We start from the raw sequence: 25542 nt of genomic DNA, 5'->3' as shown, positions 1-25542 counted from the left end.
AAGCTAACAAGAATAGGAATACTGCAGTAAAGCAACGGGGGAGCGGAATTGGAATGAACGAAGCATTATCACCATTGGAAATAGCGGTTGTCGCATTAACGGTTATTCTGATCGTTATGATCATATGGATGGCGGTAATTGGATCGCGGCTGAAGAAGCTAAGAAAGCAGTATGAAACGGCAATGGGTGAAACCGGTGTCGCAAATCTGGAGGACGTGCTGGTTGATATGAAACAACAGCTGGCTGATCATAAGGAGCAGTTGGCGCTGCAGAGCAAATCGCATGAAGTGCTTGTCAAAGCATTAAGCGAGACGCGGGGCAAGGTTGCGGTACACCGCTACAACGCATTCTCGGAGCAGGGCAGCGATCTGAGCTTCTCGCTTGCGATCGTTAATGATTCTCAGGATGGAATAGTGTTGAGCGGTCTTCACAGCCGCGAAGATACGTATGTGTACGCGAAGCCGCTCGAGAAAGGCAATTCACCATATCCGCTTACGCCCGAAGAGAAAAAGGCGGTTAGTCTGGCATTGCAGCAGGCCTAGTCGTCGTACGGCAGTTCACAATGGCGGAGAAGAGGCTGTGGGCGATAACGTCAGCCATTCGCATAACGAGATGAAGACGCGTATTTTGCAAAACGAAGTATTCCATGAAACCGCCGACATTCACGATGCCGGTAATGTGTATATCCCCGACAGGTGGAAGCTGCTTATTCACGCCGGCGCCGGGCCGAACAGGTCCGATGCCGACCTGGATATTGCCGACGCTTGCAACTTGTCCAAGGCAGGCATCAATACCGATAACGAACGGATGATGGTTGTGGCGATGAATGACGTTAAGCGTTTCCTCAAGATTCATCGCATGAACGGGTTCTTCCAATGTCCCATACAATTCGAAGTGAGTGCTCCGGTATTTCGCAAGCGCTGTACCGATCAGCGGACCGAGCGAGTCGCCGGTTGAACGGTCGGTGCCTACGCATACGACGATAATTCGCTGATTGCCGGACAGTCCATTCAATAGAACGGTCAGACGATTCGTGAGTATGCCGGATACATTGGGCTCTTGATAGGGCACCTTTAAGGGCGACTCATACAACGACGACAGCTTCATACTATCCCCTCCGCCTCTCGTAATGTAATACTAGTATATGGTTAGGACAACCATTTTATACTTGCGGACTTGGCGAAAATAGGCTTTTGCTTTGGAGTTGGCACACTCGGTTACATGAATAGTAGGACAAACGGGCAATCGCACAATGTACAGGAGTTGTTGGTCATGCTTATCGCATTCGATTCCACGCAGCAAGCGCTGCGGATGGAAATGCTGCTAGAATATATCGAGATAGAGATCGATCTATGTCCGACGCCGAAAGAGATTACGGCGGGATGCGCACTGTCTATCCGTTTCCCGGATGAGGATGAGGTGCGTGTGTGGGAAGTGATTGAAACGGAGAAAGTCGAGATCAGAGGTCTGTTCCGTGAACTGGACGGGGAATTCGAGCAGATCGAACGGTAGCGTACAAGGGGTATAAGCATAAGACAAGAAGAGACAACGGTAACCAAGGGAATAAAGAAGCAGTGTGCATGGAATAAGTTAGGTCATACATAGATAGGCGAAAGTGAAAGGCGGGTATATAATGGACTTACACACCATGTGGAACGACCTCAGCGATTGGATAACGAGCGGGGCGATGTGGCGGACGGTTGGTCTTGCAGTTGTACGCATTGCAGCGATACTGCTAATCGGCAGAATTGTTGAACTCGTTGTTCATAAGTCTATAGACCGCATGATGATCGAGCGGGAGATGAAGCACGCGAGCCATACCAGGCGTGTTCTAACCGTAGGTAAGCTATTGAGAAATATGACGTCCTACCTCATTTATTTCGTAGGCGCATTGCTCATTCTGGCCGAGTTTCACGTGAATCTGGCACCTCTGCTGGCAGGGGCGGGTGTCATCAGCTTAGCGATCGGTTTCGGCGCTCAAAGCTTGGTGAAGGATATTATTACGGGCTTCTTTATCATATTAGAGGACCAGTTCGCCGTAGGAGACGTTATTCAGACGGGCACCTTCAAAGGGACTGTCGAAATGATTGGTTTGCGGACGACACGGGTCAAAAGCTGGACGGGCGAACTGCATATTATTCCGAACGGTATGATTAACGAAGTGACGAACTTCTCGATGAACAATGCCGTCGCGGTTGTCGATATTGCGATCGCATATGAGGAAGACATTGATCGGGCATTAAACATTATGAAGCAGATCGTGTCGCAGGATTCGTTGCAGTTGGAACATGCGACCGCCGCACCGGAAGTGCTCGGCGTTCAGACACTCGGCCCTTCGCAAGTTACGCTGCGCGTGACGGTAGAATGTATGCCGAATACGCAGGCGCCAGTTGCGAGGGCGTTGAATGCAGTCATTAAGAAAGCGTTCGAGGAGCACAAGATCGAACTGCCGTATCCGAAGTTAGTCGCATACCAGCGGCCTTAGAGAGGAGAAGTCCGGGATGGAACGTAAAGTATTCCAGTTGGGTGACGTCGTACAGATGAAGAAGCAGCATCCGTGCGGCACGAACGAGATGGAGATCATTCGGATGGGCATGGATATCCGGATCAAATGCGTAGGCTGCAAGCACAGCGTATTGGTTCCGCGGGCCAAGTTCGAGAAAAACCTGAAAAAAGTGCTCCGCTCGAAGGAGGAAGCTGAACAGCAATTGAACGGCTTGGATGAGCAGACAGACGAGTAAATAATCGGTCAGAATTAATACAATTCTGACAATTTGAAAAGACTTGCATCGAGTTTTGTCGTGTGCTACAATAAGTCTTGTCTTCACCACGGAGAGGTACCCAAGAGGCCCAAGGGGGCTGACTCGAAATCAGCTAGGCGTGTCAAAGCGTGCGTGGGTTCGAATCCCACCTTCTCCGCCATACATAAGCGACTAACGGTTCTCGATTTGATCGAGGGCCGTTTTTATTTGTTCACCCAGATTCCCTATAAGGGATAACCAAAGGGCTGAGCCCTCTGGACACCCGTTCTTACAACCCAAACCCTTAAGGGCATTAATTCACAACCAAACCTTTAAAGGCTTTTTCTACCCACCCAAACCCTCCCTGCAAGGGAGGGCCCCAGAGAGCTCGCGCTCTCTGGACTCCGCTAAGACGCCCCCCCAATCATAACGCTCGTCCGCACGTCCTTGCCGCCTCCGTCGGCAAAACTCCCTGTTTACCGTACTTTGCTTCCCTCAGTCGTCCGCACCCCTAATTCGCTGATCTCCACCTGTCACCGCCCATTGATGAGACATCTGATTAATCGCAACAGTTAGAGTAAGGATGTTATTTAACGTTATAAGTGAGCTGATGGGCAAAGTATGTCTTAGGGCTGAGGAGTGGGGAGGCGTGGTGAGAAGACTGAGCGAAGGTGTGTAGCAAGGGCATGATGCAGGATAGTGGATAGGGTACGAAAAGTAAAAGGAGCCCTTGCGGGCTCCTCTTTGACGGCGATTTGAAGTTTGATGAAACAGACCACTACTCGTCACAGAAACTGCGGATCATCGTTACGAATTCGCGGCAGAATTCGTCGTTTACATCCGGCGCCTTGCGGCGTAATGAAACTACGATGGTGTTACAGACGGTCGTCTTTAGCACAACCCCTCGCTTCTATTCATTCGTGTCGTATTTCTTCACAATTCCCTGTACCAATTGTTCAATGGGTTCAATGGAGCTGCACCTCTCATTTCGCCGTCGATAGTATGATGCGCTGCTCCTGTCCGGTTTATGCATGAGGAGCAAAAGATTACGGAACAGTGTCTGTTACTGTTTCGGCATCTTCTTCCACTTGCGCTCGTGGTTTGACGTTTCCGGGAAACGTTGTCCTTTGTGCATCTTAATCATCTGCGGATTGTTAATGCCCATATGGAACGAGTTCACGCCGTCTTCAATGTAAGTACCGTCGTTAGGCGCTTTGTCTCCCGGCGAGAATAATGTCCATTCACCCATATCGATTCCTCCAGTATGATGATCGAATTCGTCTGAAGCGCAAACGTAATTGAACGCTTCTGCAATAGTGTGCGCCGCCCATGATGAACGCATGTCAGGCAGAATTCGGCTATGGATCCGCGCTTGCCAGAGGCAATCTGTTTTGGTATAGTAATATGGTATGCGAGTTAGCGCTCGCTCCTTGCTCCTTTAAGTAGGGGCCGTTTAGTCCAAGAGGAGGTGAATCAAAATGCGCAAATACGAAGTGATGTACATCCTTCGTTCGGATGTGGAACAAGAAGCTGTTCAAGCCATCGTTGAGAAATTCAACGCAATCATCACGAACGGCGGCGGTGAAGTTGCAAAAACTGACATCATCGGCAAGCGCCGTCTTGCGTATGAGATCAACAAGCAACGTGACGGTATCTTTGTTCTCGTACACTTCTCCGCTCCGGTAGAAGTTATCGTTGAGCTTGATCGTGTCATGAAGATTGCGGATGAAGTTATCCGTACGCTCATCGTTAAAGATGTTGCTTAATTGATTACACGCATGGGATCGATTGGGAGGTATTCACGATGTTGAACCGTGTGATTCTGATTGGCAGACTGACGCGTGATCCAGAATTGCGCTATACGCCTGCAGGTGTCGCAGTAACGCAGTTTACGCTGGCGGTCGACCGGCCATTCACAAGTGGCGGGGGCGAACGCGAAGCTGATTTTATACCGGTCGTGACGTGGCGGCAGCTTGCCGAGACGTGCGCGAATTATCTTCGCAAAGGGCGTCTGGCAGCGGTCGAAGGCCGTATCCAAGTACGCAACTACGAGAACAACGAAGGCAAACGCGTCTATGTAACAGAAGTGATTGCGGATAACGTTCGTTTCCTGGAGTCGAACCGTGAAGGCGGGGCGCAGCGCGAAGAAGGCGGATATAGCGGCGGCAGCGGCGGCGGTTATGGCGGAGGAAATAGCGGCGGTGGTGGCGGTTACGGCGGCGGCAATGCCGGCGGCGGTGGATCGAATGGCGGAGGCCGGTCCGGTCAAAACCAGCGGAACGATAGTCGCGATCCGTTCTCTGATGACGGACGCCCGATTGATATCTCGGAAGATGATTTGCCATTTTAATCGAAAGGATGGGTTCGAACATGAGCTTCAAGCCACGCGAAGAAGGACAAGATCGTCCAGAACGTAAATTCGGCGGTCGTAAAGGCCGTAACAAGCGTCGTAAAGTGTGCTACTTCACAGTTAACAAAATCAAGCACATCGATTATAAAGACACGGATCTGCTCCGTAAATTCATCAGCGAGCGCGGCAAAATTTTGCCACGCCGTGTGACGGGTACGAGCGCGAAGTATCAGCGTCTTCTGACGGTAGCGATCAAACGCTCGCGTCAAATCGCTTTGCTTCCGTACACGACGGAATAGTATCGTATAGAGAGACAGCCGGCTTCCAGCCGGCTGTTTTTTGTGTGTATGCCATTTGTTAAATTTTCCACGAACTATTTGTTCTATTAGATCGTCTAGTATTTATAGGCTTGCTGTTCGGCGAAATCACCGATTATCGGAAGCTTCACCCATTTGCCCTGAAGTGCTAGCAGCATAAGGGCCAGCCATAGAATAAAGGATGCCGGTACGAGAAGCGCTGCGGCAAACCAACCTATTAAAGGTATCATGCCCAGTATTAAATGGATGACAATCAGCGTTGCAGAGACGATAATCGACTGCATGGCATGAAACTTCACGAATCGGCTATTCTTCTCCAGGACAAGAAAGAGAAAGCCAGTTATAAAGCTGCCGAAATAACAGAGCATAGCAGCGATTTTGGCATCGATTCCGGTAGATGAGCGGTCGGGTCCGAAGGATGGAGGCAGCAATGCGGTCAGCTCCTTTCTTTCTTGCAGGGTGATGGAATGAACGGTCAGTGATGGATCTAGTTATGCCCAATATATGAGAGTCGATTGCAGCTTATGACGGATTAAGAATACAAGCTGTTGCTTCATGATGGGCGTTTCATGATGGAGCGAACAGTTTAATGAGTGATAGATGTAGAAGGAGAATCGATAATGAGACGAAAATCAAACCGTAAGGTCAAATGGATTTCCGGTATAATGGCATTCGTATTGGCGTTAGGCTTATTCGGGTATTACAATCGAACGACGCTTGCTTTGTGGGGCTTTGACATGTTTCTGTCGGATAAGGTGAAGAATGAGCTGCAGCAGTCGTATAAGCCGCTTGACGGCAGAGAGCCGCAAAATGTCAGCTACACCGATATGTCGAACAGCAAGCCGTTCTCATTGCTGCTGCTAGGCGTCGATCAACGGGAGAACGAGACGGGACGTTCGGATACGATGATGGTCGCTGTCGTGCGTCCGACGGATAGAGCAGTACTGCTGATCTCGATTCCGCGTGATACGTATACCGAGATTATCGGCAAGGACAAGAGCGACAAGATTACGCATGCTTTCGCATACGGCGGAGCGAAGATGTCGATCGAGACAGTTGAGAATTTGTTCGGCACTACCATTAACCATTACGCTACGATCAACTTTAGCGGGTTCCGTAATTTGATCGATGCTATGGGCGGTGTTGCGCTTCCAATTGGCAAAGATATTGTGAACTCGGGCAAAGACCACGAGAAGTTCGTGGTTAAGGCGAACCAACCGTCCTACAATGGTCAAGATGCGCTGAACTACGTCCGTTACCGCGAGGATGCCGGCGGCGATGTAAGCCGTACGGGACGGCAGCAAGCTTTTCTGGATGCGATCATGAAGAAAGCTTCGGGCGTTGGACAATGGAACAACATTCCGGAGTATGTCGGCATTATGGGCGAAGACTTCAGTACTGACATGACGCCAGAGATGATGGTCGGATTGGCCAAAACGATGCTGCAAAGTGATTCGCGCACGATTTACAGTCATACACTAACAGGCAGCGGTCATCGCCTTACTGCGGGAGGCACCTGGTACTACTTCGCCGATGAAGATGATGTGGCGGCGTCGGCCGATTTGATCGAAAGCTGGCTTAATCCGGCGACACCGCTGAACAGTCTGCCGCTTCCGGCTGAGTATGAACAAGAGAACGACAAATCGGTCGAGACGCTCTCGGCCAGCCATCAGTAAGAGGGATGAAGCAGCATAACTGTGACGTGAAGGAGGGCGAGAGTGCTTGAATATTGCATTTTTCTTATTGCCCAAGCAGGACGTCGTATCTGTACCGCACAATGCTACGCTAAGGCAGACGCTCGAACGTATGGAGCATCACCGGTATACGGCAGTACCGATTCTGAATAATGAGGGATTGTACGTCGGTACGGTTACGGAAGGCGATCTGCTCTGGCATATGAAAGACAAAGATCTGTCATTCGATCAGACGCATAAGATCAGTCTGGCGGACGTACCGCTCCGGATGAGCAATCATCCCGTGCATGTCGATGCCGATATCCGGGACTTGATTTCATTGGTGAAGGTGCAGAACTTCGTGCCGGTCATTGACGACCGAAGCCGCTTTATCGGCATCGTCCGAAGAAGCGATATTATCGACTATTGTGAAAAAAATATATGGGCAGGCCAATCGAAACTGCAGAGCAGCATGTGACGATTTGCGATCCGGCAATAAGAATAGTACGATGGAGCTAGCATTTTCTGGATGATGCGCTATCTTATTGCACGGGAGGCAAATCAATCATGGAGCAAAATAGACACCGCCGCCGATTCCGCACAATGAATGTTGTTGCAGCGGGATTGGCGGCGGTTGTTGTTATAGTCGCCTGGGTGTTGTGGGGAGACCGGGACGGCGGCGGGGATGCGGGATCAGACAGGACGACGAAGAGTGCGCAGACGCAGAACTCGTCCCGCGGCGGAACGGATTCCGCAGCGAATTCCGCGAATGGGAATGGCGCACCGCCGCAATCGGATTCAGAAACAGGTGAGGTTCTGTCAGCGACGGCACTCACAGGTGCAGTATTTGCGGAGTCTCAATTAAGCAAGGCCGATACAAGTCGTACATATGATATCGTCATACGTGGCGGCCGGGTAATCAATCCGGAGACGATGCTCGATGCGGTCATGAACGTCGGTATTATTGGCGGTCAGATCGGAGCCGTAACGGCCAAGCCGCTGAGCGGCAAGCGGACGATCGAAGCGAAGGGGCTCGTCGTCGCACCGGGCTTCATCGACAACTTGTCCTATGATCCGAATCCGCTCGGCGTCTGGAACAAAATCGCGGATGGGGTCACGAGCAACATTGCGATGCACGGAGGCACATCGACACCGGATAAGTGGTATTCGTATTATGAGCGCAACGAGACGCCGCTTCACTTCGGAGCGAGCTTCTTCTACTCCCAGGCGAGAAATCAGTTCAAGATAAGCCGCTATGACGGGGCGAATGAGGAGCAGATCCGCAAGCTGAGGGATCAGGCCGAGAAGGCGTTGAATGACGGGGCGCTTGGCATTTCGTTCAGTCTGGAGTATGTGCCTGGCATCGAAGCGCCTGAGATTGTGCCGCTTATGGAGCTTGCGCATGAGTATAACGTTCCGGTTTATTTCCACGCCCGGTATTCGGATATGGAGGAGCCGGGGACGAATATCGACGCATTAAAAGAATTGATCGGTTACGCCCGTCTGACGGGAGCAGCCGTACATATTGATCATATCAACAGTACGGGCGGGACGTTCTCGATGAAGCAATCGCTCGCGATGGTCGATGCCGCACGGGCGGAAGGACTTGATATAACCGCCTGTATCTATCCTTACGATTATTGGGGAACGTATTTGAACTCGGCAAGATTCGATGAGGGCTGGCAGGAGAGGTTCCGGATTACGTATCATGATCTGCAATTGGCGGGATCGACCGAGCGTCTGACGCAGGAGACGTTCACTCAATATAAGAAGGAAGGCAAGCTAGCCGTTGCCTACGCGATTCCGCCTGAAGACATTGAGGAGTCCATTAAACCGGCCTACGTGATGATCGGGAGCGATGCAATTCTGGAGCCGGGTCTGAACAATCATCCGCGCGCGTCCGGCACCTTCGCTAGAACAATTGGACTGTATGCACGCGATAAGGGCGTCATCAGCTTAATGGATGCGATTGCGAAGACGAGTCTTCTGCCCGCGCAGCGGCTGGAGAAGCAAGCTCCGGCGTTGAAGAAGAAAGGCCGGGTTGAGAAAGGAATGGATGCCGATCTCGTCGTATTCGACTACGATACGATCATTGATAAGTCGACCGTGGAGCACCCCGACCTATATTCAAGCGGAATTCAATATGTGTTTATCGCCGGCAAACCGGTCCTCGACGATGGTAAGCTGAACAAACGGATTCACGTCGGTGAGCCGGTTCGGAGCCGGTTCGAGCGAGTAGGACAAGCGAGTGACGGCGGGCAGCTTCGCTGGAAAGGGGAGACGGCGGAATATTCACTTCTTCTTTATGGCAAGCAGCGTTATATTGATTTGAATGCGCTGGCGTCTCATGGCTATAAATTGAGCTGGGATAAGGTGACCAAGGTCTATACTGTCGCTGAAGGCGTCGCCGATGTACCGGACGACCAGCTGGCACTGGCGATGCACCGGCCGGCTGAAGGCACTCTTCTATTGGAGCGGGGGTATTATGCGAAGGCCGGAGGGAATACCGCTGATGTTCTATCGGCAGGCGACCGTGCGTTCGTACCTGTGGAATGGTTGACAGATCTGGGCATGAAACTAATTAGCGAAGGTGACAAGTGGACGGTAAGACGTGAATAGACGGGAAAACACAAGAAAACCGGTAATTGCAAAAGTCAGGAAACATATTCCTGCGTGCGATTGCCGGTTTTTTTGGCTATATAAGCCGATGGCTACATATCCTAACGTCATGAAAGAAGCCGCGAAGCCGCGCCATACTTGTCGTCGCCGTCTCACCTACACTATCAGTAAATAATTAACAATAAAAAACACGTTGATTATGCTTATTCGTTAATTGTATAGTGTAGGATGCAAGGTTATAAAAGAGTTCCTGTATGATAACGCAGGTAATAATTCCCTATTAATTATTATGCATAAATATTAATAATAATTAATAGCAAATATATCCACAAATATATGGAGTGTTCCTGCACACATCAGGCATTCTCATTCAACATTCGCAGTCCGCAGCATCGCACCATCGAGCAAGGCAACAAGAGATCAATGTGGAGGGTGAAAGAAAGAATGAAATTGAAGTCCACCATGAGCACCATCGCAGCGGTATTGGCGATCATTCTTGTCGTCGTAGGCTGCACGCCGAAGAAAGAAGAGAACGGCACAACGGATACGGGCAATGCAGGAACGGCTACGAGTAAGGTGTTCCGCATGAATCTGTCCACGGAACCGCCAACGCTGGATCCGGCACAATCGCAAGACCAAGTATCGTTCACAGTGTTGAACGGATTGTACGAAGGCTTGACCCGTAAGAACGAAGCGGGCGAAGTGGTTCCGGGCATCGCGGAGAAATGGGACATCAGCGAGGATGGTAAAACGTACACGTTCCATCTGCGCGACGCAAAATGGAGCAACGGTGATCCGGTAACGGCAGGCGATTTCGAATTCTCTTGGAAGCGTGCGCTCGATCCGCAGCTCAAACCTGAGCCATCGGCTTATGCTTATCAGCTGTACTATATCGAGAATGCGGAGTCGTATAACACGGGCGGCGGCGCAACGGTTGACCAAGTCGGCGTTAAAGCGAAGGATGACAAGACGCTTGAAGTGAAGCTGAATTCTGCAACACCTTACTTCCTCAGCCTCATGTCGTTCCAAACGTACTTCCCGGTTCACAAATCGGTGAAGGACAACGAAGCGTGGGCTGCAAGCGCATCGACGATCATCTCGAACGGACCGTTCAAAATGTCCGATTGGCAGAAGAGCACGTCGATCAAGCTCGTACCGAACGACAACTACTACGCGAAAGACGAAGTGAAGCTTGCAGGCGTTCAATTCGTCATGGTTCCGGACTCGCTGACGGAGCTGAACATGTACAAGACGGACGAGCTTGACTGGGCAGGCAAACCGACAGGCGAGATCCCTGCCGATCAGATCGAAGCTCTGCGTGGCAGCAATAAGGATGAGTTTTATCAAAAAGGTATCGCAAGTATGTACTACTACTTGCTGAATACGAAAGAGAAGCCTTTCACGAACGAAAAAATCCGCAAAGCGTTCTCGATGGCGCTGACGCGTAAGGACATTACGGATAAAGTGACAAAAGCGGGCGAAATTCCGGCATACGGTCTGGTGCCTCCGGGTATCAAAGGCGAGACGGAAGAATACCGTACGGAAGTGAAGGACGACTACTTCACGGAAGACCTTGCAGAAGCGAAGAAGCTGCTTGCAGAAGGCATGCAGGAGCTTGGCGTAACGAAGCTTGATCCGATCAAGCTGACGTTCAACACAAGCGACAACCATAAGCGTGTAGCACAAGCAGTTGCAGAGATGTGGCACAAAAACCTCGGCGTCGACGTCGAGATTCAGAACCAAGAGTGGGGCGTGTTCCTCGAGAACCGCAACAAGCTGAACTATCAAGTTGCGCGCGCAGGCTGGGGCGCCGACTACAACGATCCGATGACGTATATCGACCTGTTCACGTCGAAGTCCGGCAACAACAACACGGGCTACGCGAGCAAAGAGTATGACGACCTCGTAGCGAAAGCTTACGCGGAGCAGGATACGAAGAAGCGGATGGAACTGTTCAAGCAAGCCGAGAAGCTGTTCATGGACGCACGCGCAATCGTGCCTCTGTACTACTACAGCGACGTTTATCTGGAGAAGCCGGGCTTCAAAGGCATCTTCATCGACTACAAAGGCGATATCGACTATACGCGCGGCTACTACGAAGGCTAATCACCTCGAAGCATCGCGGTCAGTCAAACGTAATCCGCCGACAAGTTCATGACGAAACGACACGGGATATATGCCACAAGCATATATCCCGTGGTTGTTTGAGGAAACATTTATGGGAGGCATTGCCAACATGATACGTTTTGTGCTGAAAAAGCTGCTCTTCATATTCGTGTCCCTGTTCGTACTGGCCTCGGCAACATTCTTCCTGATGAAGGCGATTCCTGGTAATCCGTTCATGTCGGAGAAGGAAATTCCGAGGGCGATCAAGGAGATGCTGGAAGCGAAATACGGCTTGAACGAGCCGATATGGAAGCAGTATCTCACTTATATGAACAATCTGCTCCATCTCGACTTGGGGATGTCGATGAAGCAGCAGTACACAACTGTTGCCAGCATTATTGGAACCGGTTTCTTGTATTCCCTTCAACTTGGCATCTTCGCCATTATTTTATCGATCGTGGCGGGTGTATTGCTTGGTATAATAGCTGCACTGAATCATCGTAAATTTCTCGACACGTTTACGATTCTTCTCGCGGTGCTCGGTGTATCGATTCCGAACTTCGTCGTCGCTGCGGGATTACAGTACTTCTTAGGCGTAAAGCTGCGCTGGTTCGACGTTGCGGGCTTGAACGATCCTACCGACTATGTGCTGCCGATGATCGCGCTTGCGGTTCTGCCGGCGGCTTTCATCGCCCGTCTGACGCGTTCGAGCATGCTCGAAGTGTTAACGGCCGACTATATCAAGACAGCGCGCGCCAAAGGCTTGAGCGGCCGCGTCATTCTCGTGCGGCATGCGCTGCGCAATGCAATTCTGCCGGTTGTCACTTACATCGGACCGATGACTGCGAATATCATTACCGGCTCGGTCGTTGTAGAGCAAGTATTCGGCATCGGCGGTCTCGGCAAGTTTTTCGTCAACAGCATTACGAACCGGGACTACACGCTCATTATGGGCCTGACGCTGTTCTATGCAGTTATTCTGATGGCGGCACGCTTCTTGACGGATCTCGCTTATGCGTTCATTGATCCGCGCATTAAGCTGAGCAGCAGGAAGGAGGGTTAGCCGATGGCAGGAAATACAGAAACGTCGAATCCGCTGCCCCTGAGCGACGTGAAGCTGACGAAAGCGGATTTCGCGAAGCTGGATAAGTCAGAGAAGAAAGGCGAGCTGGTCGTCCGCGAAAGCATCTCGGCATGGAAAGACGCGTGGCTTCGGCTGCGTTCGAATAAATATGCAATGGTCAGTCTAGTCATTCTGCTGCTGATTGTCCTGATGGCCATTATTGGCCAATCGATTGCCGGCTATGACTATCGTTCGCAGGATCTGATGGGAACGAACCTAAAGCCGAACACGGACCACTGGTTCGGCACGGATGATCTGGGCCGCGACATGTTCGCCAGAACGTGGATGGGCGCGGGCATCTCGCTGCAGGTCGGTCTCTATGCGGCGCTTGTGGACTTGATCATTGGTGTCATTATGGGTGGTATTATGGGTTACTTCGGCGGCAAGGTCGATGAGATCTTGAACCGGTTCTGCGAAATCATGTATTCGATTCCGAACATGCTCATCGTCATTCTGCTTATCGTCGTTATGGAACCAAGCATGTTCACAATCGTTCTGGCGCTTAGTATTACGGGTTGGATCAGTATGGCGTGGATTGTGCGGGGCCAAATTATGCAGCTCAAAAATCAAGAGTACGTGCTCGCGTCCCGCTCGCTCGGAGCAGGCGCAGGACGCATTCTGTTCCGCCATTTGATTCCGAACGCGATGGGTCCGATTATCGTCACACTGACGATGACGGTTCCGAATGCGATTTTTGCCGAGGCGTTCTTAAGCTTCCTTGGCCTTGGCGTACAGTCGCCGGCTGCATCGCTCGGTACGATGATCAACGATGCGCTTAAGGCGATGACGATCTATCCGTGGCGGATGCTGTTCCCGGCGGTGCTGATCAGCTTAACAATGCTTTGCTTCAATATTTTCGGCGACGGTCTGCGCGATGCGCTCGATCCGAAGATGAAAAAATAAGAAATAGGAGGTGGCGGCGATGGAACGTATACTCGAAGTCAAAGATTTGCGCGTTAATTTCAAAGTCCGCGGCGGTATCGTCCAAGCGGTTCGCGGCGTGAACTTCCATGTCAATAAAGGCGAGACGGTCGCCATTGTCGGCGAATCCGGCTGCGGCAAGTCCGTAACGGCACAATCGCTGATGCGGCTCATTCCTTCCCCTCCCGCCGTGACGACCGGTTCGATCCGGTTCAAAGGCGAAGAAATATTAACGAAATCGCTTCGTCAGATGGAGACCATTCGGGGCAAAGAGATGGGGATGATCTTCCAAGATCCGATGACCTCGCTCAATCCGACGCTATCCATCGGCAAGCAAATTACGGAAGGGCTCGTTAAGCATCAAGGCATGAGCTCGGAAGCGGCTAAGACGCGTGCAGTCGAAATGCTGAAGCTCGTCGGCATACCGAACCCGGAATCCCGCGTGAGCCAGTATCCGCACGAGTTCTCCGGCGGCATGCGCCAGCGGGCGATGATCGCGATCGCACTTGCGTGCAATCCGTCGCTGCTTATCGCGGATGAGCCAACGACGGCGCTCGACGTGACGGTGCAAGCTCAAATTATGAGCGTGCTTAAGGATTTGCAGACGAAGCTCGGCACGTCGATCATTCTGATCACGCATGATCTCGGCGTCGTAGCCGACTCGGCGGATCGGGTAATCGTCATGTATGCAGGCAAAGTCGTGGAGTCCGGCAAGACACGCGATATTTTCAAAAATCCGAAGCATCCTTATACCCGCGGTCTGCTGCGTTCGGTGCCGCGTCTCGACCAGAAGAAGGACGAGCCGCTCATCCCGATCTTCGGCACGCCGCCGGATCTCATTAAGCCGCCTGCGGGCTGCGCGTTCTGCGCGCGGTGCGACGAAGCGATGCGAGTATGCGTGAACAACGACCCGGCGCTTGTACCGGTCGAGGGCGAAGGGCATACGGCGGCATGCTGGCTCAATCATCCGCTGGCTGGCGAAGGAGGAGAAAGCGCATGAGCAACTCGAATGCAAGCACGGCGCACTCTATCATAAAGCCGTCGCATGGCGATCCGCTGATCCAGATTCGCGATCTGAACAAGCACTTCAACCTTGGCGGCGGTCAAATCCTGAAAGCCGTGAACGACGTTAATCTGACGATTGGACGCGGCGAGACGCTTGGCGTCGTCGGCGAATCCGGCTGCGGCAAGTCGACGCTCGGCCGAACAGTCATGCGGCTCTATGAGCCGACGAGCGGACAAGTCGTGTTCGACGGCAAGCCCTTGTATGACTTGAAGGGGTCGGCGATGAAGACGATCCGCCGCGACATGCAGATGATTTTCCAAGATCCGTACGCCTCGCTGAACCCGCGGATGACGATCACCGATGTCATTGGGGAAGCGCTCGATATTCATAAGCTGGCGGGAAGCCGGGCGGAGCGGAAGAAGAAGGTGGAATCGCTGCTTGATGTCGTCGGCCTGAACCCGGATCATGCGACGCGTTATCCGCATGAGTTCTCCGGCGGACAACGGCAGCGGATTGGCATTGCCCGTGCGCTCGCGGTCGAGCCGAAGTTTATTATCGCGGATGAGCCGATCTCGGCGCTCGATGTGTCGATTCAAGCGCAGGTCGTCAATCTGATGCAGGATCTGCAGCGTAAAATGGGTCTGACGTATATGTTCATCGCCCATGACCTGTCGATGGTTAAGCATATTAGCGACCGTGTCGCGGTTATGTATCTCGGACGCGTCGTGGAGCTGGCTGACAGCGATGAGCTGTATGCGAACCCTGCGCATCCGTATACGCAAGCCTTGCTGTCCGCGATTCCGATTCCGGATCCGGACGTGGAATTGGAGCGGGAGCGTATTACGCTGAAGGGCGAGCTTCCGAGCCCGATCAACCCGCCGAGCGGCTGTCCTTTCCGGACGCGCTGCCCGCTCGCAACGGAGAAGTGCGCCAAGGATACGCCGGCGCTCGCAGAAGTGAAGAAAGGGCATTTTGCTGCTTGCCATTATGCATCGGTCTAAAACCGAATGATTGAACTAACCCCCGTCTTATTGCTGAATCAGCGTAGGCGGGGGTTTGTTGTCGAGTTGGAGTTGAGGGAACGCAACCCCTTTCACTCCAGTCCCCGCGTTCCCACCACATCCCGTGTGTACGATTTCGGATTTATGCTATAATGAGCTGTAAAGCTTTAGTGAAAGTTTCTTACGAAGCGCGCTGCGCACCAGCCTGCATCCATGAATCTTATGCTTCCGCAGAAGCGTATTATGGTACAAAGGAGGAGCCGTATGCGCGGAGCGGATCGCGAATTCGATGTGGCTAGACGAGTGCAAACGATCGAATGGCTCAAGACGGAAATCGTCGACCACGTATCCCGCTTATTCAAGTCGCTGCTCGAGGGCAGTGATCCGAAGATTGCTGACAGCCTGGCAGGCTTGGCGGCTAGCAGCTATATGCTTGGCCAGCGGCTCGGCGTTTCTTACCGGCAGCTTGATCAGGCAATGATAGAGAAACTGCGCCAGCTGGCTCGGGATGGTCATGCACTGGAAGACGCTTATCAAATTCGCAAGAGGTGAACGGGTTGAACACCGGCAAACAATCGCTAATCTGGAGCGTCGTGCTTCTGCTGCTCATGCTCTCGATGGCAGTGCCCTTACTTAATATTATTACCGTCATATTCATGATGGTCCCTTATGTCATTATGTACGCCACAAGGACGCGTAAGGCGTTCGCACTGCAAGTCGCGATCGTATGGGTCATCGCCTACTTGCTGGTCGGACCGTTAGCGCCGATTATCGGACTATTCTTTCTTGTCCCGTCGATTATTATGGCTCACCTGATCGTCAAGCAGTCGCCGCCAGGCCGCGTGCTTGTATCAGGGATCCTGTCCTTGCTAGGCATTATGCTGCTCGAGTTGTTGTTGTTCAATCTCATCTTCGATTTGTCGTTGATTAATGAACTTGGCAATTCGATTCGAGAAACGACCGATACCTTGATGCAGCAAGGGATGCTGCCGGCGGAATGGTCGGCTGATGTGACCGATTCGCTGGTGAAAGTGATGACGCAGTCCGTACCAGTCGCCATCATGATGATCGCGTTTCTGTACGCTGCCGTTACGCAATATTTCAGCCGCAAGGTGCTCGTCCGCAATGGCGTATTCATGCCGGCTATGCCGAAAGCGCATGAATGGAAGCTTCCGCGTATTATGGTATTCTACTACTTGGTATCGCTCGTACTCGATATGATCCTGCCGGCAGATGATTCGTTCCTGTCGGTCGCACTGCTGAACCTGGTTCCGCTGTTGCAGTCGGCGTTCAAGATTCAGACGATCGGCTTCTTCTACTACATCGCTCATCAACGCGGCTGGTCGAAGGTTGTGCCGATGCTGATCGCGATTGTCGTCGTGGTGCTGCCGCCGCTAAGCTTGATCGGCGTGCTGGATACGGCCTTCCCGATTCGGAAGGCATTCGAGAAGAAACGTTAACACGGGAGCGGAATAGGAATGCCTAAGTTTCTTATCAAGCGATGGCACGGGATGCACCAGTTATGGGCATTCGTGCTGCTGCTATGCTTGTCGGCGGGTCTTGCCTGGTACAATTGGGCGGTCGGTCTGGCCGGGCTGCTTCTGACGATATCGGCCGGCATCTATTCGGTATATGCCGAGCGAGCGTTCAGACGCGATCTTAAAACTTATCTCGGTACGTTATCCTACCGGGTGAAAAAAGCGGGCAGCGAGGTCATTACCGAGCTGCCGTTCGGTATTATTGTCTATGACGACGAGCGTACGGTAGAGTGGAGCAATATCTATGCCGCACGGCTGTTCGGGCAAGAATCGGTCGTCGGCATGCCGCTTAACGAGCTGTTCCCTTCGATGAAGGAAAGCAAGAAGAGCGAAGGCGTCTATGAAGTGACGATTGGTTCGCGGGTGCTGGAGCTTAACTTCAAGAGCAAGGAACGTCTCGTCTACATTCATGACATTACGCTGATGTGGCAGCTCGGCCGCAAGTATGAAGATGAGAAGCCGGCGCTCGGCGTCGTGCTGATGGATAACCTTGAGGAAGTGACGCAGGGGATGGATGACCATCAGCGGACGACGATGCTGTCGAAGGTTACGGCCGAGATTACGGATTGGGCGCAGAAGTATCAAACCTATCTGAAACGGCTTAGTTCGGACCGGTTCCTCATTATGACCGATCAGAAGACGCTGAGGCTTCTGGAGCAGAGCAAGTTCGAGCTGCTGGACGAAGTCCGGGAGATGACCGCCGAGCACAAAATACCGGTTACGCTCAGCATTGGCTTCGCCGCCGGCGCTGATTCAATTCCGGAGCTTGGCCAATGGGCGCAGACGAGCCTTGATATTGCGCTTGGACGCGGCGGCGACCAAGCAGCGGTCAAAGTAGGAGAGCGTCAGTCGTTCTACGGCGGCAAGTCGAATGCAGTGGAGAAGCGCACACGTGTGCGTGCGCGCGTCATTGCTCACGCGCTGAGGGACATGATTCGCGAGAGCGATAATGTCGTCATTATGGGGCATCGGATGCCCGATATGGATGCGGTCGGCGCTGCAATAGGCGTCTTGAAGGCGGCGAAGCTGTTCGGCAAGGAAGGCTACATCGTGCTGGAGGGCGTGAATCCTGCAATCCAGAAGATGATGGAGATGCTGAAGGAAGATGAGCGTGTTGCCAAGCGGTTCGTCACGCCGGACCAAGCGCTCCATCTCGTCAACTCGAAGACGCTTGCTGTCGTTGTCGATACGCATAAGGCTTCGATGGTGAAGGAGCCTAAGCTGCTGCAGTTGACGGACCGGATCGTTGTCGTGGATCATCACCGGCGCAGCGAGGAGTTCATTAACAAGTCGGTGCTCGTATACATGGAGCCATATGCTTCATCGACTTGCGAGCTTGTAACGGAGCTGCTTCAATATATCCATGAGCGGGTGTCGCTCGATATTCATGAAGCGACAGCGCTGCTGGCCGGCATTGCGGTCGATACGAAGAGCTTCTCGCTTCGGACGGGAGCCCGGACATTCGAGGCGGCTTCGTTCCTCAGACGCAATGGAGCAGATTCGACGCTGATTCAGCGGATGCTGAAAGAGGATCTGGAAGAGTACGTCCTGAAGGCCGAAATCATTAAACATGCCGAAGTGCTGTACGAGCATGTCGCGATCGCGGTGACAGAGCCGGGCCGCAAGCACTCCCAGCTGCACATCGCGCAATCGGCGGACACGCTGCTGAATATGACGGGCATTTACGCATCGTTCGTTGTCAGCGAGCGTCCGGACGGCTTGATCGGCGTCAGTGCCCGTTCGCTCGGAGCTATGAATGTGCAGGTCGTGATGGAACGTCTCGGAGGCGGAGGCCACTTGACGAATGCGGCAGCCCAGCTGGAGTGCAGCGTGCAGGAAGCGGCTGCGAGACTGCGGATTATTTTGGATGAAATCGAGAAGGAAGAGGGGTTATTCGAATGAAAGTCATCTTTCTGCAAGACGTAAAGGGACAAGGCAAGAAAGGCGAAGTGAAGGAGTTGTCGGAAGGCTATGTACGCAACTTCCTTCTGCCGAAGGGACTCGTGAAAGAGGCTTCGTCCGGTAACATTAATACGCTGAAGGCACAGCAGAATTCGGAAACGAAGCGCAAGGAGAAAGAGAAAGAAGACGCGCAGGCGCTCGGCGCTCGACTTGCGGAACTGACGTTCGTCATTAAGACGAAGGCAGGCGAAGGCGGACGGCTGTTCGGGGCGATTACGAGCAAGCAGATCGCGGAAGCGATCGAGGTGCAAGCCGGCGTGAAGATCGACAAGCGCAAAATCGAGCTCGACGATCCGATTCGGACGCTCGGCGTGACACAGATTCCAGTGAAGCTTCACCCGGAAGTGAAGACGACGATTAAAGTTCAAGCTTCGGAAGATTAGAAGCCGGCTGCCGGTTGGCAGACGGATCGTATATGGATTGGATTCCGCTCGCGGTGAAGGGTCTTCGGTAACGGTAGACGCCTCCTGCGGGCGGCTGTTCGTTAAAGGGACGGAACAGGTAATTTTTACACGGCAATCTCGCAATATAACTCGCAAGGAGGACTTCATTCCATGAGCATGAGCCCGGATCAGTTGATGACGTTCGACCGTATTCCGCCGCAGAACCTGGAGGCAGAGCAAGCGATACTTGGCGCAGTACTGCTGCAGGCCGAGGCATTGATTACGGCGATGGAGCGGGTGAAGAGCGACGACTTCTACAGCACGCCGCATCAGCGGATTTTCGAAGCGATGGTGGAGCTTGGGGAGAACAACCAGCCGATCGATCTCGTGACGCTGACGGCGTACCTGCAAGACCGGCAGATGCTGGAGGAAGCAGGCGGTATTACGTATCTCGCGAAGCTGGCCAATGCGGTTCCGACAGCGGCGAACGTCGAATACTACGCGCAGATCGTCGAAGAGAAATCGATGCTTCGCCGCCTCATCCGTACGGCTACGAATATCGTGTCGAGCGGCTATGCAGCTGAAGATGACGTCGGCGCACTGCTGGGCGAGGCGGAGGCGAAAATTCTCGAGATTTCGAACCGCCGTTCCAGCACCGGCTTCATCTCGATCCGCGACGTGCTTATGGAAGTGTTCGAGCGGGTAGAGATGCTGTATTCGAATAAGGGCGGCTCTTCGGGTATTCCGTCGGGCTTCTCTGATCTCGATAAAATGACGTCGGGCTTTCAACGAAGCGACTTGATCATCGTGGCGGCCCGTCCTTCCGTAGGTAAGACGGCATTCGCGCTTAACATCGCGCAGAACGTCGGCGTCCGTGCGAAGGAAACGGTCGCGATCTTCAGTCTCGAGATGAGCGCGGCGCAGCTCGTGCAACGTATGATTTGCGCCGAGTCGAACGTCGATGCGGGACGGATGCGGACCGGCTTCCTCGAAGGGGACGACTGGGAGAAGCTGACGATGGCGATCGGCTCGCTGTCGGAGGCGGAGATTTACATTGACGATACGCCTGGCATTACGGTCGCCGATATTCGCGCGAAGTGCCGGCGGCTGAAGAAAGAGCGCAACCTGGGCATGATTCTGATCGACTACCTTCAGCTCATCCAAGGCCGCGGCAAAGCCGGCGAGAACCGGCAGCAGGAAGTATCAGAGATTTCCCGTACGCTGAAGCAGATCGCCCGTGAGTTGGAAGTGCCCGTTATCGCACTGTCGCAGCTGTCCCGCGGCGTAGAGCAGCGGCAGGACAAGCGCCCGATGATGTCTGACCTTCGGGAATCGGGCTCGATCGAGCAGGATGCTGATATCGTTGCGTTCTTGTACCGGGACGACTACTATGACAAGGAGTCGGAGAAGAAGAACATTATCGAGATCATTATCGCCAAGCAGCGGAATGGCCCGGTAGGCACCGTTGAGCTTGCTTTCTTGAAGCAGTTCAACAAGTTCGTCGGGCTCGACCGGACGCATCAGGAATCGGCCTCATAAGTTAGAGAAGCAATTATATATAATCCCAAAACACTCATCCTTTGATGGGTGTTTTTTTTTTGATTATACCAAAATTTATAAATTAACCAAACTTAGGAAAAGGAATGTAGTACAATGTACACAGACTACTAGGGGGTATTAAATGATAATTCTTAAAATTATTGGATGGATATTTGTCCCGTTCGTCATGCTTATGGGGGAGTGGAAGCGAAGCAGCGTACTATTCCGGATAGGTATCATTATATGGTCGATTATTTGGTCGCCCTTCTTATTCCTGATTATATTCGGCGTGCTTTTGGGTTTGTTTCTTCCGGATTCTCAGAATCAAGCCAGTACGTCGACACAACCGACGAAGCCGGCAGTATCCGTTGATGAGGCTGCTCTAAAAGTGGCAATAAAGAATAATCAGTCGTCCGTATCTAATGGCGGGAGCGTCACAGATCGGACAGTGATTGAGGATAAGAATGATACCAATGCGAATGATGATCCGAATGATGATGCGAATATGAATGATGACGACGATGACGATGATGACGACGATTTTAAATGGGGAAAAAAGAAAAAGTCGACTAAGCCTAGCAAGTCTTCGTCCTCTTCAAAGAAAAGTGTAACGTCGAAAAAAAGCAGTACGCCGAGTAAATCAGCGACTAATCAAAAAATCACCACTCCGAGTAAGTCATCATCATCATCTACATCTTCATCTTCGTCCTCGTCTTCTTCTAAGAAGAGCTCGACGACGAAACAAAGCAGTTCGTGGGAGAAATCATTCAGCAGTAATAAAAGCATGACTTCGAGCAAATCATCATCTTCATCATCTAAAAAGAAGTAAGATAAACAAAGCTCCCCTCCTACCAAGGGGAGCTTTGCGTTTTTAGCCGATGCCGCTAGTACTACTCTTCATGCTCTTCTACTACAACCTGAACGGAATTCGATAATGATGTGCCTCTAAGTCGGCGGGCGGTGGACGGGAACATAAAATCCGCTTCCGCCCGATTGACGATAGCGCCGTTCTCCGGATCGCCGACTACCGTCAAGGAGAAGGTGACGCTCGATACCGCGTTCGGATTAAGCGGCGGCAGAGCGAATCCTGCTGCCAGCAGAGCGTCCGGAACGGCAGTGCCGTTAAGTCTCACCGAGCCAGATACAACCGCCGTATGGTCAGGGATAGGATCGCGGAATACGATACCCGCCGCCTGTACCGGCATCGGATTGCGGATGATGACCGAGTAGTCGACCGTATTGCCGACGGTGACGAGCGAGGTACTGGCTTGCTTGTGCAGCTGCAGTCCGAATACCGTGTAGCAATCGACGGACGATAGGGTACCAATCTCATTAGCCGTGACAATCGCTTCATTACAGAACGTGGTGCCCGGCTCTTCGGATACAGGCTTGATGAAGAGTGTCCGAATAAACCCGCCGGGAGAGAATGTCCGGAATTCCGCCTGCTGGTTTAAGGCCGGGTCCGAGAACAAAATATTTGTAATCGGTACATTGCCTGTATTTTCGCCGATAATGGTGAAAATAACGAAATCGCCTCGCACAACTTCAGTTTCATTCGCCGCTTTGGCTAATAGGAGTCCTGCCTGAGAAATCACGACGAACGAAGCGGACGCCTCCTGTAGTTCAATTGCAATAGAAGCGGCAGATAAAGTAGCGGTTATGACCGTGCCGGGAGCGGTATGGGGCGGGACGGTGAAATCGGCATTCAGTACGAGTGTCGATCCGGGCTCTAGCAATACCAAGACGGAAGCGTAGCTGAAGAATGGAGACCGCAAAATTAAATTGCGTACGGCTACGGCTGAAACGTTCGTGACCGTCCCCGTGAAGGTAACGGTGTCGCCTGGGCGGGCTGTCGGCATACTAACGCTTCCGGTTAATACGATGGCCTGCGTCGCCGGTGGAACCGGCGGAATCGGCGGAATCGGAATGGCGGTTACGACTGCGGATACTTGCGCGCTTACAGGAGCGACACCGTCTGCAAGAGCTACGACGATATTGGTGACGATTGACCCGGCAGGCGCGTCGGGAGAAACAACGAGGGATGTGTTGAAGTCTTGCGACTGGCCTGCAGGCAGAAAGGGGATAACGGTCTGAAATCCTGTCGCTGCATCATTGATTTGCACATTGGTAAGTTCAACGTTGCCAGTGTTAAGTACTCTCAGTGTGTAGTTAATGGTACTGCCCGGATTGACGATTGCTGAATCTTCGTCCTTGGCTATGATTAGAGAGAGCTGCGCATCGACGGTGATTGAGGCGGTGGACGTTAACGTACCGAATGAGCCGGACAATGTGGCCACGTTCACGATGCGTGTACCCGCCAGAGTGTCGGGAGGTATCGTGAAAGGTACTTCGAGAACGATAGTGCTTCTTGGGCTGAGCACATCAATCGTTCGATTAATATTTAAGAAAGGATCATTCAATACGAGTGATTGTAGAGCGATATCGGACTCGTTCTGAACGATATAGGAATATTGGATGGTTGTATTGGGGAACGCGGAAGAAACATTGGCCATCTTGCTGAAGCTGACGGTTGGAGGCGACGAGATCGCAATGCTGGCGCTGCTGTCGAGAAATCCTGGGCCGGGCAGATTGTCTGCGGTTAACCGGGCGGTATTCGTAAATGTAGATCCCGGAGCAGCATTGGACGGTATGGTGAAAGTCTGCTGGGTAATTTGGCCGCTGAAGAAGGTTGGGAGCGTGAAATCGAGATTTATAGAAGGATCGACCAAGCGGACATTTGTTAAATCGGTGTTACCCAGATTGGTTACGCTGAATTGATAAATGACCGTATCCCCGGGCATTGCGGTTGACTGAATAGCGGTTTTCATGAACTGAACGTTTACGGGCAGTGCGGCAATAATGATGGTTGCTGTAGTGCTGACGGAAGGGGCTTCGTTGCTTGTAACAGTCACGGTGTTCGTATACTGCGTGCCCGCCTTGCCGAATTGCACCTCTGAATTGACCGTAAACGGGAAGCTCTCTCCCGGATTAAGCATCGGAACGGTCTGGTCGATTCCAAGGAAATCGTCTTTGATCAATATATTATTTACAGGGATTGCGGAATTGTTGGTAACGAGCACGTTGAAGGTAATTGGCGTTCCTGGGACGCCGCTGAACACTGCTGATCCGTTCGCAGTCTTGGTTAATGTTAAAGCAGCTGCCCCGCACGCTTGAATTTCCGGAAGGCAGCCGGCGAATAAGACGAGTTGTGTCGTGATCGATCCCGTAGTTCCATTGTAGGAGCCCGTTATGAGCTGTCCGATCAACTGGGAGAAGCCATTTGCCGTCATATTCGCGAAAGGAGCGAGGACGGAGCCGGCAATGACTCCGTTATTGTTGCGCAGCGCAGTCGCCTGCGGGAAATTCCACAAAATCGTTGCCCCGACGGCAGGCCCCGGCGGCGAAGCGCCGTTAACCAGCATCGTATAATTTCCGAAACCGACGTTTGTCCCTAATACGTTAATGAGTACAGTCGCACCGGCAGGAAAGTCGAGTATGACTTGCGAGGCCCCCTCCAGCGATAATCCGGTTCCATCCACGTCGTTCCCGTCGAAAGTAATAATGGTGAGTACAGGATCAGAGCCGGTGAGCTGCAGGTTGCCGAAGGTGTTAGCGGCGGTGCCATTGGAAGCTAGAGCCCCCCAGCCTTGCGACAAGCACTGCAGGTTGGTCCGGGCGGAGGTGAAGTCGATGAGCGAATCAATGATGGGTTGAGGAGATACGCCGTTATTGTTCGCCATGGTATAGGTATTAACGGTCGAGGTTGGGCTTACTACGGTATTCCCATTATTGAAGCCGCGCGTAATGTTGCAGTCGCCGCCGATTATAAGATCGGCCCGGGTTGTCGATAAGGGCAATTCGCTGCCTATGTTCTGGTCGGTGAAGATAACAGAGCCCCCGGCTGCAACCCTGCCTGGAATTGTTGTGTTAACCGCATTGTAATCCCCGAAGAGGAAGATGCTGAAGTTGCTTGCAGAGCCGAATGTTGCACAGGCCATGACGGACACCTCCGAATATTGTCTCGAGTCTATAAAATTTATGCTCGCACGCGAGGTTCATGTATGGAGGAATCATTATTATAAACAATTCATATGCTGGTTGCCGTTCGGATGCAATTGAGGATTTATTAATATTCCTGTAATGAAAATCAAGATCGTTGCGAATAATGAAACAGATGCAGGCGTACGGGTAGGACATTTGGACGATTTCCGAACGTTCGAATAGGCGGCAGTTCAATTGTTCGCGTTTTAATTGACTTATGTT

General features: G+C 52.3%; 25 protein-coding genes and 1 tRNA gene. 22 read left to right on the top strand and 4 right to left on the bottom strand.

From position 1 onward, the window contains the following. Window positions 1-53 precede the first annotated feature (53 nt). Window positions 54-542, top strand: a complete 489-nt coding sequence (locus PKO01S_RS04145) for a DUF4446 family protein (protein ID WP_127530030.1) — start codon at window positions 54-56, stop codon at window positions 540-542. Here PKO01S_RS04145 and yyaC read toward each other — a convergent pair. After that, complete coding sequence (yyaC, locus tag PKO01S_RS04140) at window positions 517-1107, bottom strand: spore protease YyaC (protein ID WP_127530029.1); 591 nt, start codon at window positions 1105-1107, stop codon at window positions 517-519. The two genes, PKO01S_RS04145 and yyaC, sit on opposite strands and share 26 nt — an antisense overlap. Before the next feature lie 165 nt (window positions 1108-1272). Here yyaC and PKO01S_RS04135 point away from each other — a divergent pair, with 165 nt between their 5' ends. The 4 genes from PKO01S_RS04135 (at window position 1273) to PKO01S_RS04120 (ending at window position 2922) form a co-directional block, all read left to right on the top strand. After that, window positions 1273-1512: a DUF3343 domain-containing protein gene (locus PKO01S_RS04135; RefSeq protein ID WP_127530028.1), complete on the top strand. Its 240-nt coding sequence runs from the start codon at window positions 1273-1275 to the stop codon at window positions 1510-1512. 121 nt (window positions 1513-1633) lie between these two features. Continuing rightward, window positions 1634-2485: a mechanosensitive ion channel family protein gene (locus PKO01S_RS04130; RefSeq protein WP_127530027.1), complete on the top strand. Its 852-nt coding sequence runs from the start codon at window positions 1634-1636 to the stop codon at window positions 2483-2485. 16 nt (window positions 2486-2501) lie between these two features. Further along, window positions 2502-2741 (top strand): DUF951 domain-containing protein, encoded by a 240-nt coding sequence (locus PKO01S_RS04125; RefSeq protein ID WP_127530026.1) that lies wholly within the window; start codon window positions 2502-2504, stop codon window positions 2739-2741. Window positions 2742-2831: 90 nt separating this feature from the next. Further along, a tRNA-Ser gene (locus PKO01S_RS04120) sits at window positions 2832-2922 on the top strand. A gap of 882 nt (window positions 2923-3804) precedes the next feature. Here PKO01S_RS04120 and PKO01S_RS04115 read toward each other — a convergent pair. Further along, window positions 3805-3990: a YjzC family protein gene (locus tag PKO01S_RS04115; protein WP_127530025.1), complete on the bottom strand. Its 186-nt coding sequence runs from the start codon at window positions 3988-3990 to the stop codon at window positions 3805-3807. Between the two features lie 229 nt (window positions 3991-4219). Between PKO01S_RS04115 and rpsF the strand changes: the two genes are divergently transcribed. From rpsF to rpsR, 3 genes are read left to right on the top strand one after another with little or no spacing between them, the layout of a single operon-like run. Next, entirely contained in the window at window positions 4220-4507 is a 288-nt protein-coding gene (gene rpsF / locus PKO01S_RS04110; RefSeq protein ID WP_127530024.1) for a 30S ribosomal protein S6, read from the top strand. A 38-nt stretch (window positions 4508-4545) separates the two neighbouring features. Further along, the gene (gene ssb, locus PKO01S_RS04105) at window positions 4546-5091 is read left to right on the top strand and encodes a single-stranded DNA-binding protein (protein ID WP_127530023.1); all 546 of its coding nucleotides are present in this window, start codon (window positions 4546-4548) and stop codon (window positions 5089-5091) included. Between the two features lie 20 nt (window positions 5092-5111). Continuing rightward, window positions 5112-5390 (top strand): 30S ribosomal protein S18, encoded by a 279-nt coding sequence (gene rpsR / locus PKO01S_RS04100; RefSeq protein WP_127530022.1) that lies wholly within the window; start codon window positions 5112-5114, stop codon window positions 5388-5390. A 95-nt stretch (window positions 5391-5485) separates the two neighbouring features. Here rpsR and PKO01S_RS04095 read toward each other — a convergent pair whose 3' ends face one another. Beyond that, a complete protein-coding gene (locus tag PKO01S_RS04095) occupies window positions 5486-5839 on the bottom strand; it encodes a DUF4870 domain-containing protein (RefSeq protein ID WP_127530021.1) in 354 nt (117 codons plus the stop codon). A gap of 189 nt (window positions 5840-6028) precedes the next feature. Between PKO01S_RS04095 and PKO01S_RS04090 the strand changes: the two genes are divergently transcribed. The 14 genes from PKO01S_RS04090 (at window position 6029) to PKO01S_RS04025 (ending at window position 22108) form a co-directional block, all read left to right on the top strand. Then, window positions 6029-7084, top strand: a complete 1056-nt coding sequence (locus PKO01S_RS04090; RefSeq protein WP_127530020.1) for an LCP family protein — start codon at window positions 6029-6031, stop codon at window positions 7082-7084. A 46-nt stretch (window positions 7085-7130) separates the two neighbouring features. Further along, window positions 7131-7559, top strand: a complete 429-nt coding sequence (locus PKO01S_RS04085) for a CBS domain-containing protein (RefSeq protein ID WP_127530019.1) — start codon at window positions 7131-7133, stop codon at window positions 7557-7559. Window positions 7560-7648: 89 nt separating this feature from the next. Beyond that, a complete protein-coding gene (locus tag PKO01S_RS04080) occupies window positions 7649-9700 on the top strand; it encodes an amidohydrolase family protein (protein WP_127530018.1) in 2052 nt (683 codons plus the stop codon). 444 nt (window positions 9701-10144) lie between these two features. Beyond that, a complete protein-coding gene (locus PKO01S_RS04075; protein WP_127530017.1) occupies window positions 10145-11806 on the top strand; it encodes a peptide ABC transporter substrate-binding protein in 1662 nt (553 codons plus the stop codon). A 130-nt stretch (window positions 11807-11936) separates the two neighbouring features. Continuing rightward, window positions 11937-12869, top strand: a complete 933-nt coding sequence (locus tag PKO01S_RS04070; protein WP_127530016.1) for an ABC transporter permease — start codon at window positions 11937-11939, stop codon at window positions 12867-12869. 3 nt (window positions 12870-12872) lie between these two features. Beyond that, on the top strand, window positions 12873-13832 hold the full coding sequence (locus tag PKO01S_RS04065) for an ABC transporter permease (RefSeq protein WP_246070430.1): 960 nt from the start codon (window positions 12873-12875) through the stop codon (window positions 13830-13832). 19 nt (window positions 13833-13851) lie between these two features. After that, window positions 13852-14850 carry an ABC transporter ATP-binding protein gene (locus tag PKO01S_RS04060; RefSeq protein ID WP_127530015.1) on the top strand — a complete coding sequence of 333 codons (999 nt, stop codon included), beginning with the start codon at window positions 13852-13854 and terminating at the stop codon, window positions 14848-14850. After that, complete coding sequence (locus PKO01S_RS04055) at window positions 14847-15857, top strand: ABC transporter ATP-binding protein (RefSeq protein WP_127530014.1); 1011 nt, start codon at window positions 14847-14849, stop codon at window positions 15855-15857. The genes PKO01S_RS04060 and PKO01S_RS04055 overlap by 4 nt, the downstream gene beginning before the upstream one ends. A 264-nt stretch (window positions 15858-16121) precedes the next feature. Continuing rightward, entirely contained in the window at window positions 16122-16409 is a 288-nt protein-coding gene (locus tag PKO01S_RS04050) for a MazG-like family protein (RefSeq protein ID WP_127530013.1), read from the top strand. Window positions 16410-16414: 5 nt separating this feature from the next. Beyond that, a complete protein-coding gene (locus PKO01S_RS04045; RefSeq protein ID WP_127530012.1) occupies window positions 16415-17317 on the top strand; it encodes a DUF2232 domain-containing protein in 903 nt (300 codons plus the stop codon). A gap of 18 nt (window positions 17318-17335) precedes the next feature. Then, complete coding sequence (locus PKO01S_RS04040) at window positions 17336-19297, top strand: DHH family phosphoesterase (protein WP_127530011.1); 1962 nt, start codon at window positions 17336-17338, stop codon at window positions 19295-19297. Continuing rightward, window positions 19294-19740 carry a 50S ribosomal protein L9 gene (gene rplI, locus PKO01S_RS04035; protein WP_127530010.1) on the top strand — a complete coding sequence of 149 codons (447 nt, stop codon included), beginning with the start codon at window positions 19294-19296 and terminating at the stop codon, window positions 19738-19740. Before PKO01S_RS04040 ends, rplI begins: the two co-directional genes overlap by 4 nt. Before the next feature lie 171 nt (window positions 19741-19911). After that, on the top strand, window positions 19912-21279 hold the full coding sequence (dnaB, locus tag PKO01S_RS04030; protein ID WP_127530009.1) for a replicative DNA helicase: 1368 nt from the start codon (window positions 19912-19914) through the stop codon (window positions 21277-21279). 142 nt (window positions 21280-21421) lie between these two features. Continuing rightward, window positions 21422-22108: a hypothetical protein gene (locus PKO01S_RS04025; RefSeq protein ID WP_127530008.1), complete on the top strand. Its 687-nt coding sequence runs from the start codon at window positions 21422-21424 to the stop codon at window positions 22106-22108. Window positions 22109-22169: 61 nt separating this feature from the next. Here the strand turns inward: PKO01S_RS04025 and PKO01S_RS04020 are convergent, their stop codons facing one another. After that, complete coding sequence (locus PKO01S_RS04020; RefSeq protein ID WP_127530007.1) at window positions 22170-25277, bottom strand: choice-of-anchor A family protein; 3108 nt, start codon at window positions 25275-25277, stop codon at window positions 22170-22172. Window positions 25278-25542: the final 265 nt, after the last annotated feature.

This window comes from Paenibacillus kobensis NBRC 15729 (genome assembly GCF_004000825.1).
GTDB lineage: Bacteria > Bacillota > Bacilli > Paenibacillales > Paenibacillaceae > Paenibacillus_T > Paenibacillus_T kobensis.
Note: the sequence above shows the minus strand (reverse complement) of the source record. Positions and strands in the feature narration are given on the sequence as shown.

Coding starts and splice junctions, on each gene's coding strand:
- PKO01S_RS04145 (WP_127530030.1), top strand. CDS start 54: ATGAACGAAGCATTATCACCATTGGAAATAGCGGTTGTCGCATTAACG.
- yyaC (WP_127530029.1), bottom strand. CDS start 1,107: ATGAAGCTGTCGTCGTTGTATGAGTCGCCCTTAAAGGTGCCCTATCAA.
- PKO01S_RS04135 (WP_127530028.1), top strand. CDS start 1,273: ATGCTTATCGCATTCGATTCCACGCAGCAAGCGCTGCGGATGGAAATG.
- PKO01S_RS04130 (WP_127530027.1), top strand. CDS start 1,634: ATGGACTTACACACCATGTGGAACGACCTCAGCGATTGGATAACGAGC.
- PKO01S_RS04125 (WP_127530026.1), top strand. CDS start 2,502: ATGGAACGTAAAGTATTCCAGTTGGGTGACGTCGTACAGATGAAGAAG.
- PKO01S_RS04115 (WP_127530025.1), bottom strand. CDS start 3,990: ATGGGTGAATGGACATTATTCTCGCCGGGAGACAAAGCGCCTAACGAC.
- rpsF (WP_127530024.1), top strand. CDS start 4,220: ATGCGCAAATACGAAGTGATGTACATCCTTCGTTCGGATGTGGAACAA.
- ssb (WP_127530023.1), top strand. CDS start 4,546: ATGTTGAACCGTGTGATTCTGATTGGCAGACTGACGCGTGATCCAGAA.
- rpsR (WP_127530022.1), top strand. CDS start 5,112: ATGAGCTTCAAGCCACGCGAAGAAGGACAAGATCGTCCAGAACGTAAA.
- PKO01S_RS04090 (WP_127530020.1), top strand. CDS start 6,029: ATGAGACGAAAATCAAACCGTAAGGTCAAATGGATTTCCGGTATAATG.
- PKO01S_RS04080 (WP_127530018.1), top strand. CDS start 7,649: ATGGAGCAAAATAGACACCGCCGCCGATTCCGCACAATGAATGTTGTT.
- PKO01S_RS04075 (WP_127530017.1), top strand. CDS start 10,145: ATGAAATTGAAGTCCACCATGAGCACCATCGCAGCGGTATTGGCGATC.
- PKO01S_RS04070 (WP_127530016.1), top strand. CDS start 11,937: ATGATACGTTTTGTGCTGAAAAAGCTGCTCTTCATATTCGTGTCCCTG.
- PKO01S_RS04065 (WP_246070430.1), top strand. CDS start 12,873: ATGGCAGGAAATACAGAAACGTCGAATCCGCTGCCCCTGAGCGACGTG.
- PKO01S_RS04060 (WP_127530015.1), top strand. CDS start 13,852: ATGGAACGTATACTCGAAGTCAAAGATTTGCGCGTTAATTTCAAAGTC.
- PKO01S_RS04055 (WP_127530014.1), top strand. CDS start 14,847: ATGAGCAACTCGAATGCAAGCACGGCGCACTCTATCATAAAGCCGTCG.
- PKO01S_RS04050 (WP_127530013.1), top strand. CDS start 16,122: ATGCGCGGAGCGGATCGCGAATTCGATGTGGCTAGACGAGTGCAAACG.
- PKO01S_RS04040 (WP_127530011.1), top strand. CDS start 17,336: ATGCCTAAGTTTCTTATCAAGCGATGGCACGGGATGCACCAGTTATGG.
- rplI (WP_127530010.1), top strand. CDS start 19,294: ATGAAAGTCATCTTTCTGCAAGACGTAAAGGGACAAGGCAAGAAAGGC.
- dnaB (WP_127530009.1), top strand. CDS start 19,912: ATGAGCATGAGCCCGGATCAGTTGATGACGTTCGACCGTATTCCGCCG.
- PKO01S_RS04025 (WP_127530008.1), top strand. CDS start 21,422: ATGATAATTCTTAAAATTATTGGATGGATATTTGTCCCGTTCGTCATG.
- PKO01S_RS04020 (WP_127530007.1), bottom strand. CDS start 25,277: ATGGCCTGTGCAACATTCGGCTCTGCAAGCAACTTCAGCATCTTCCTC.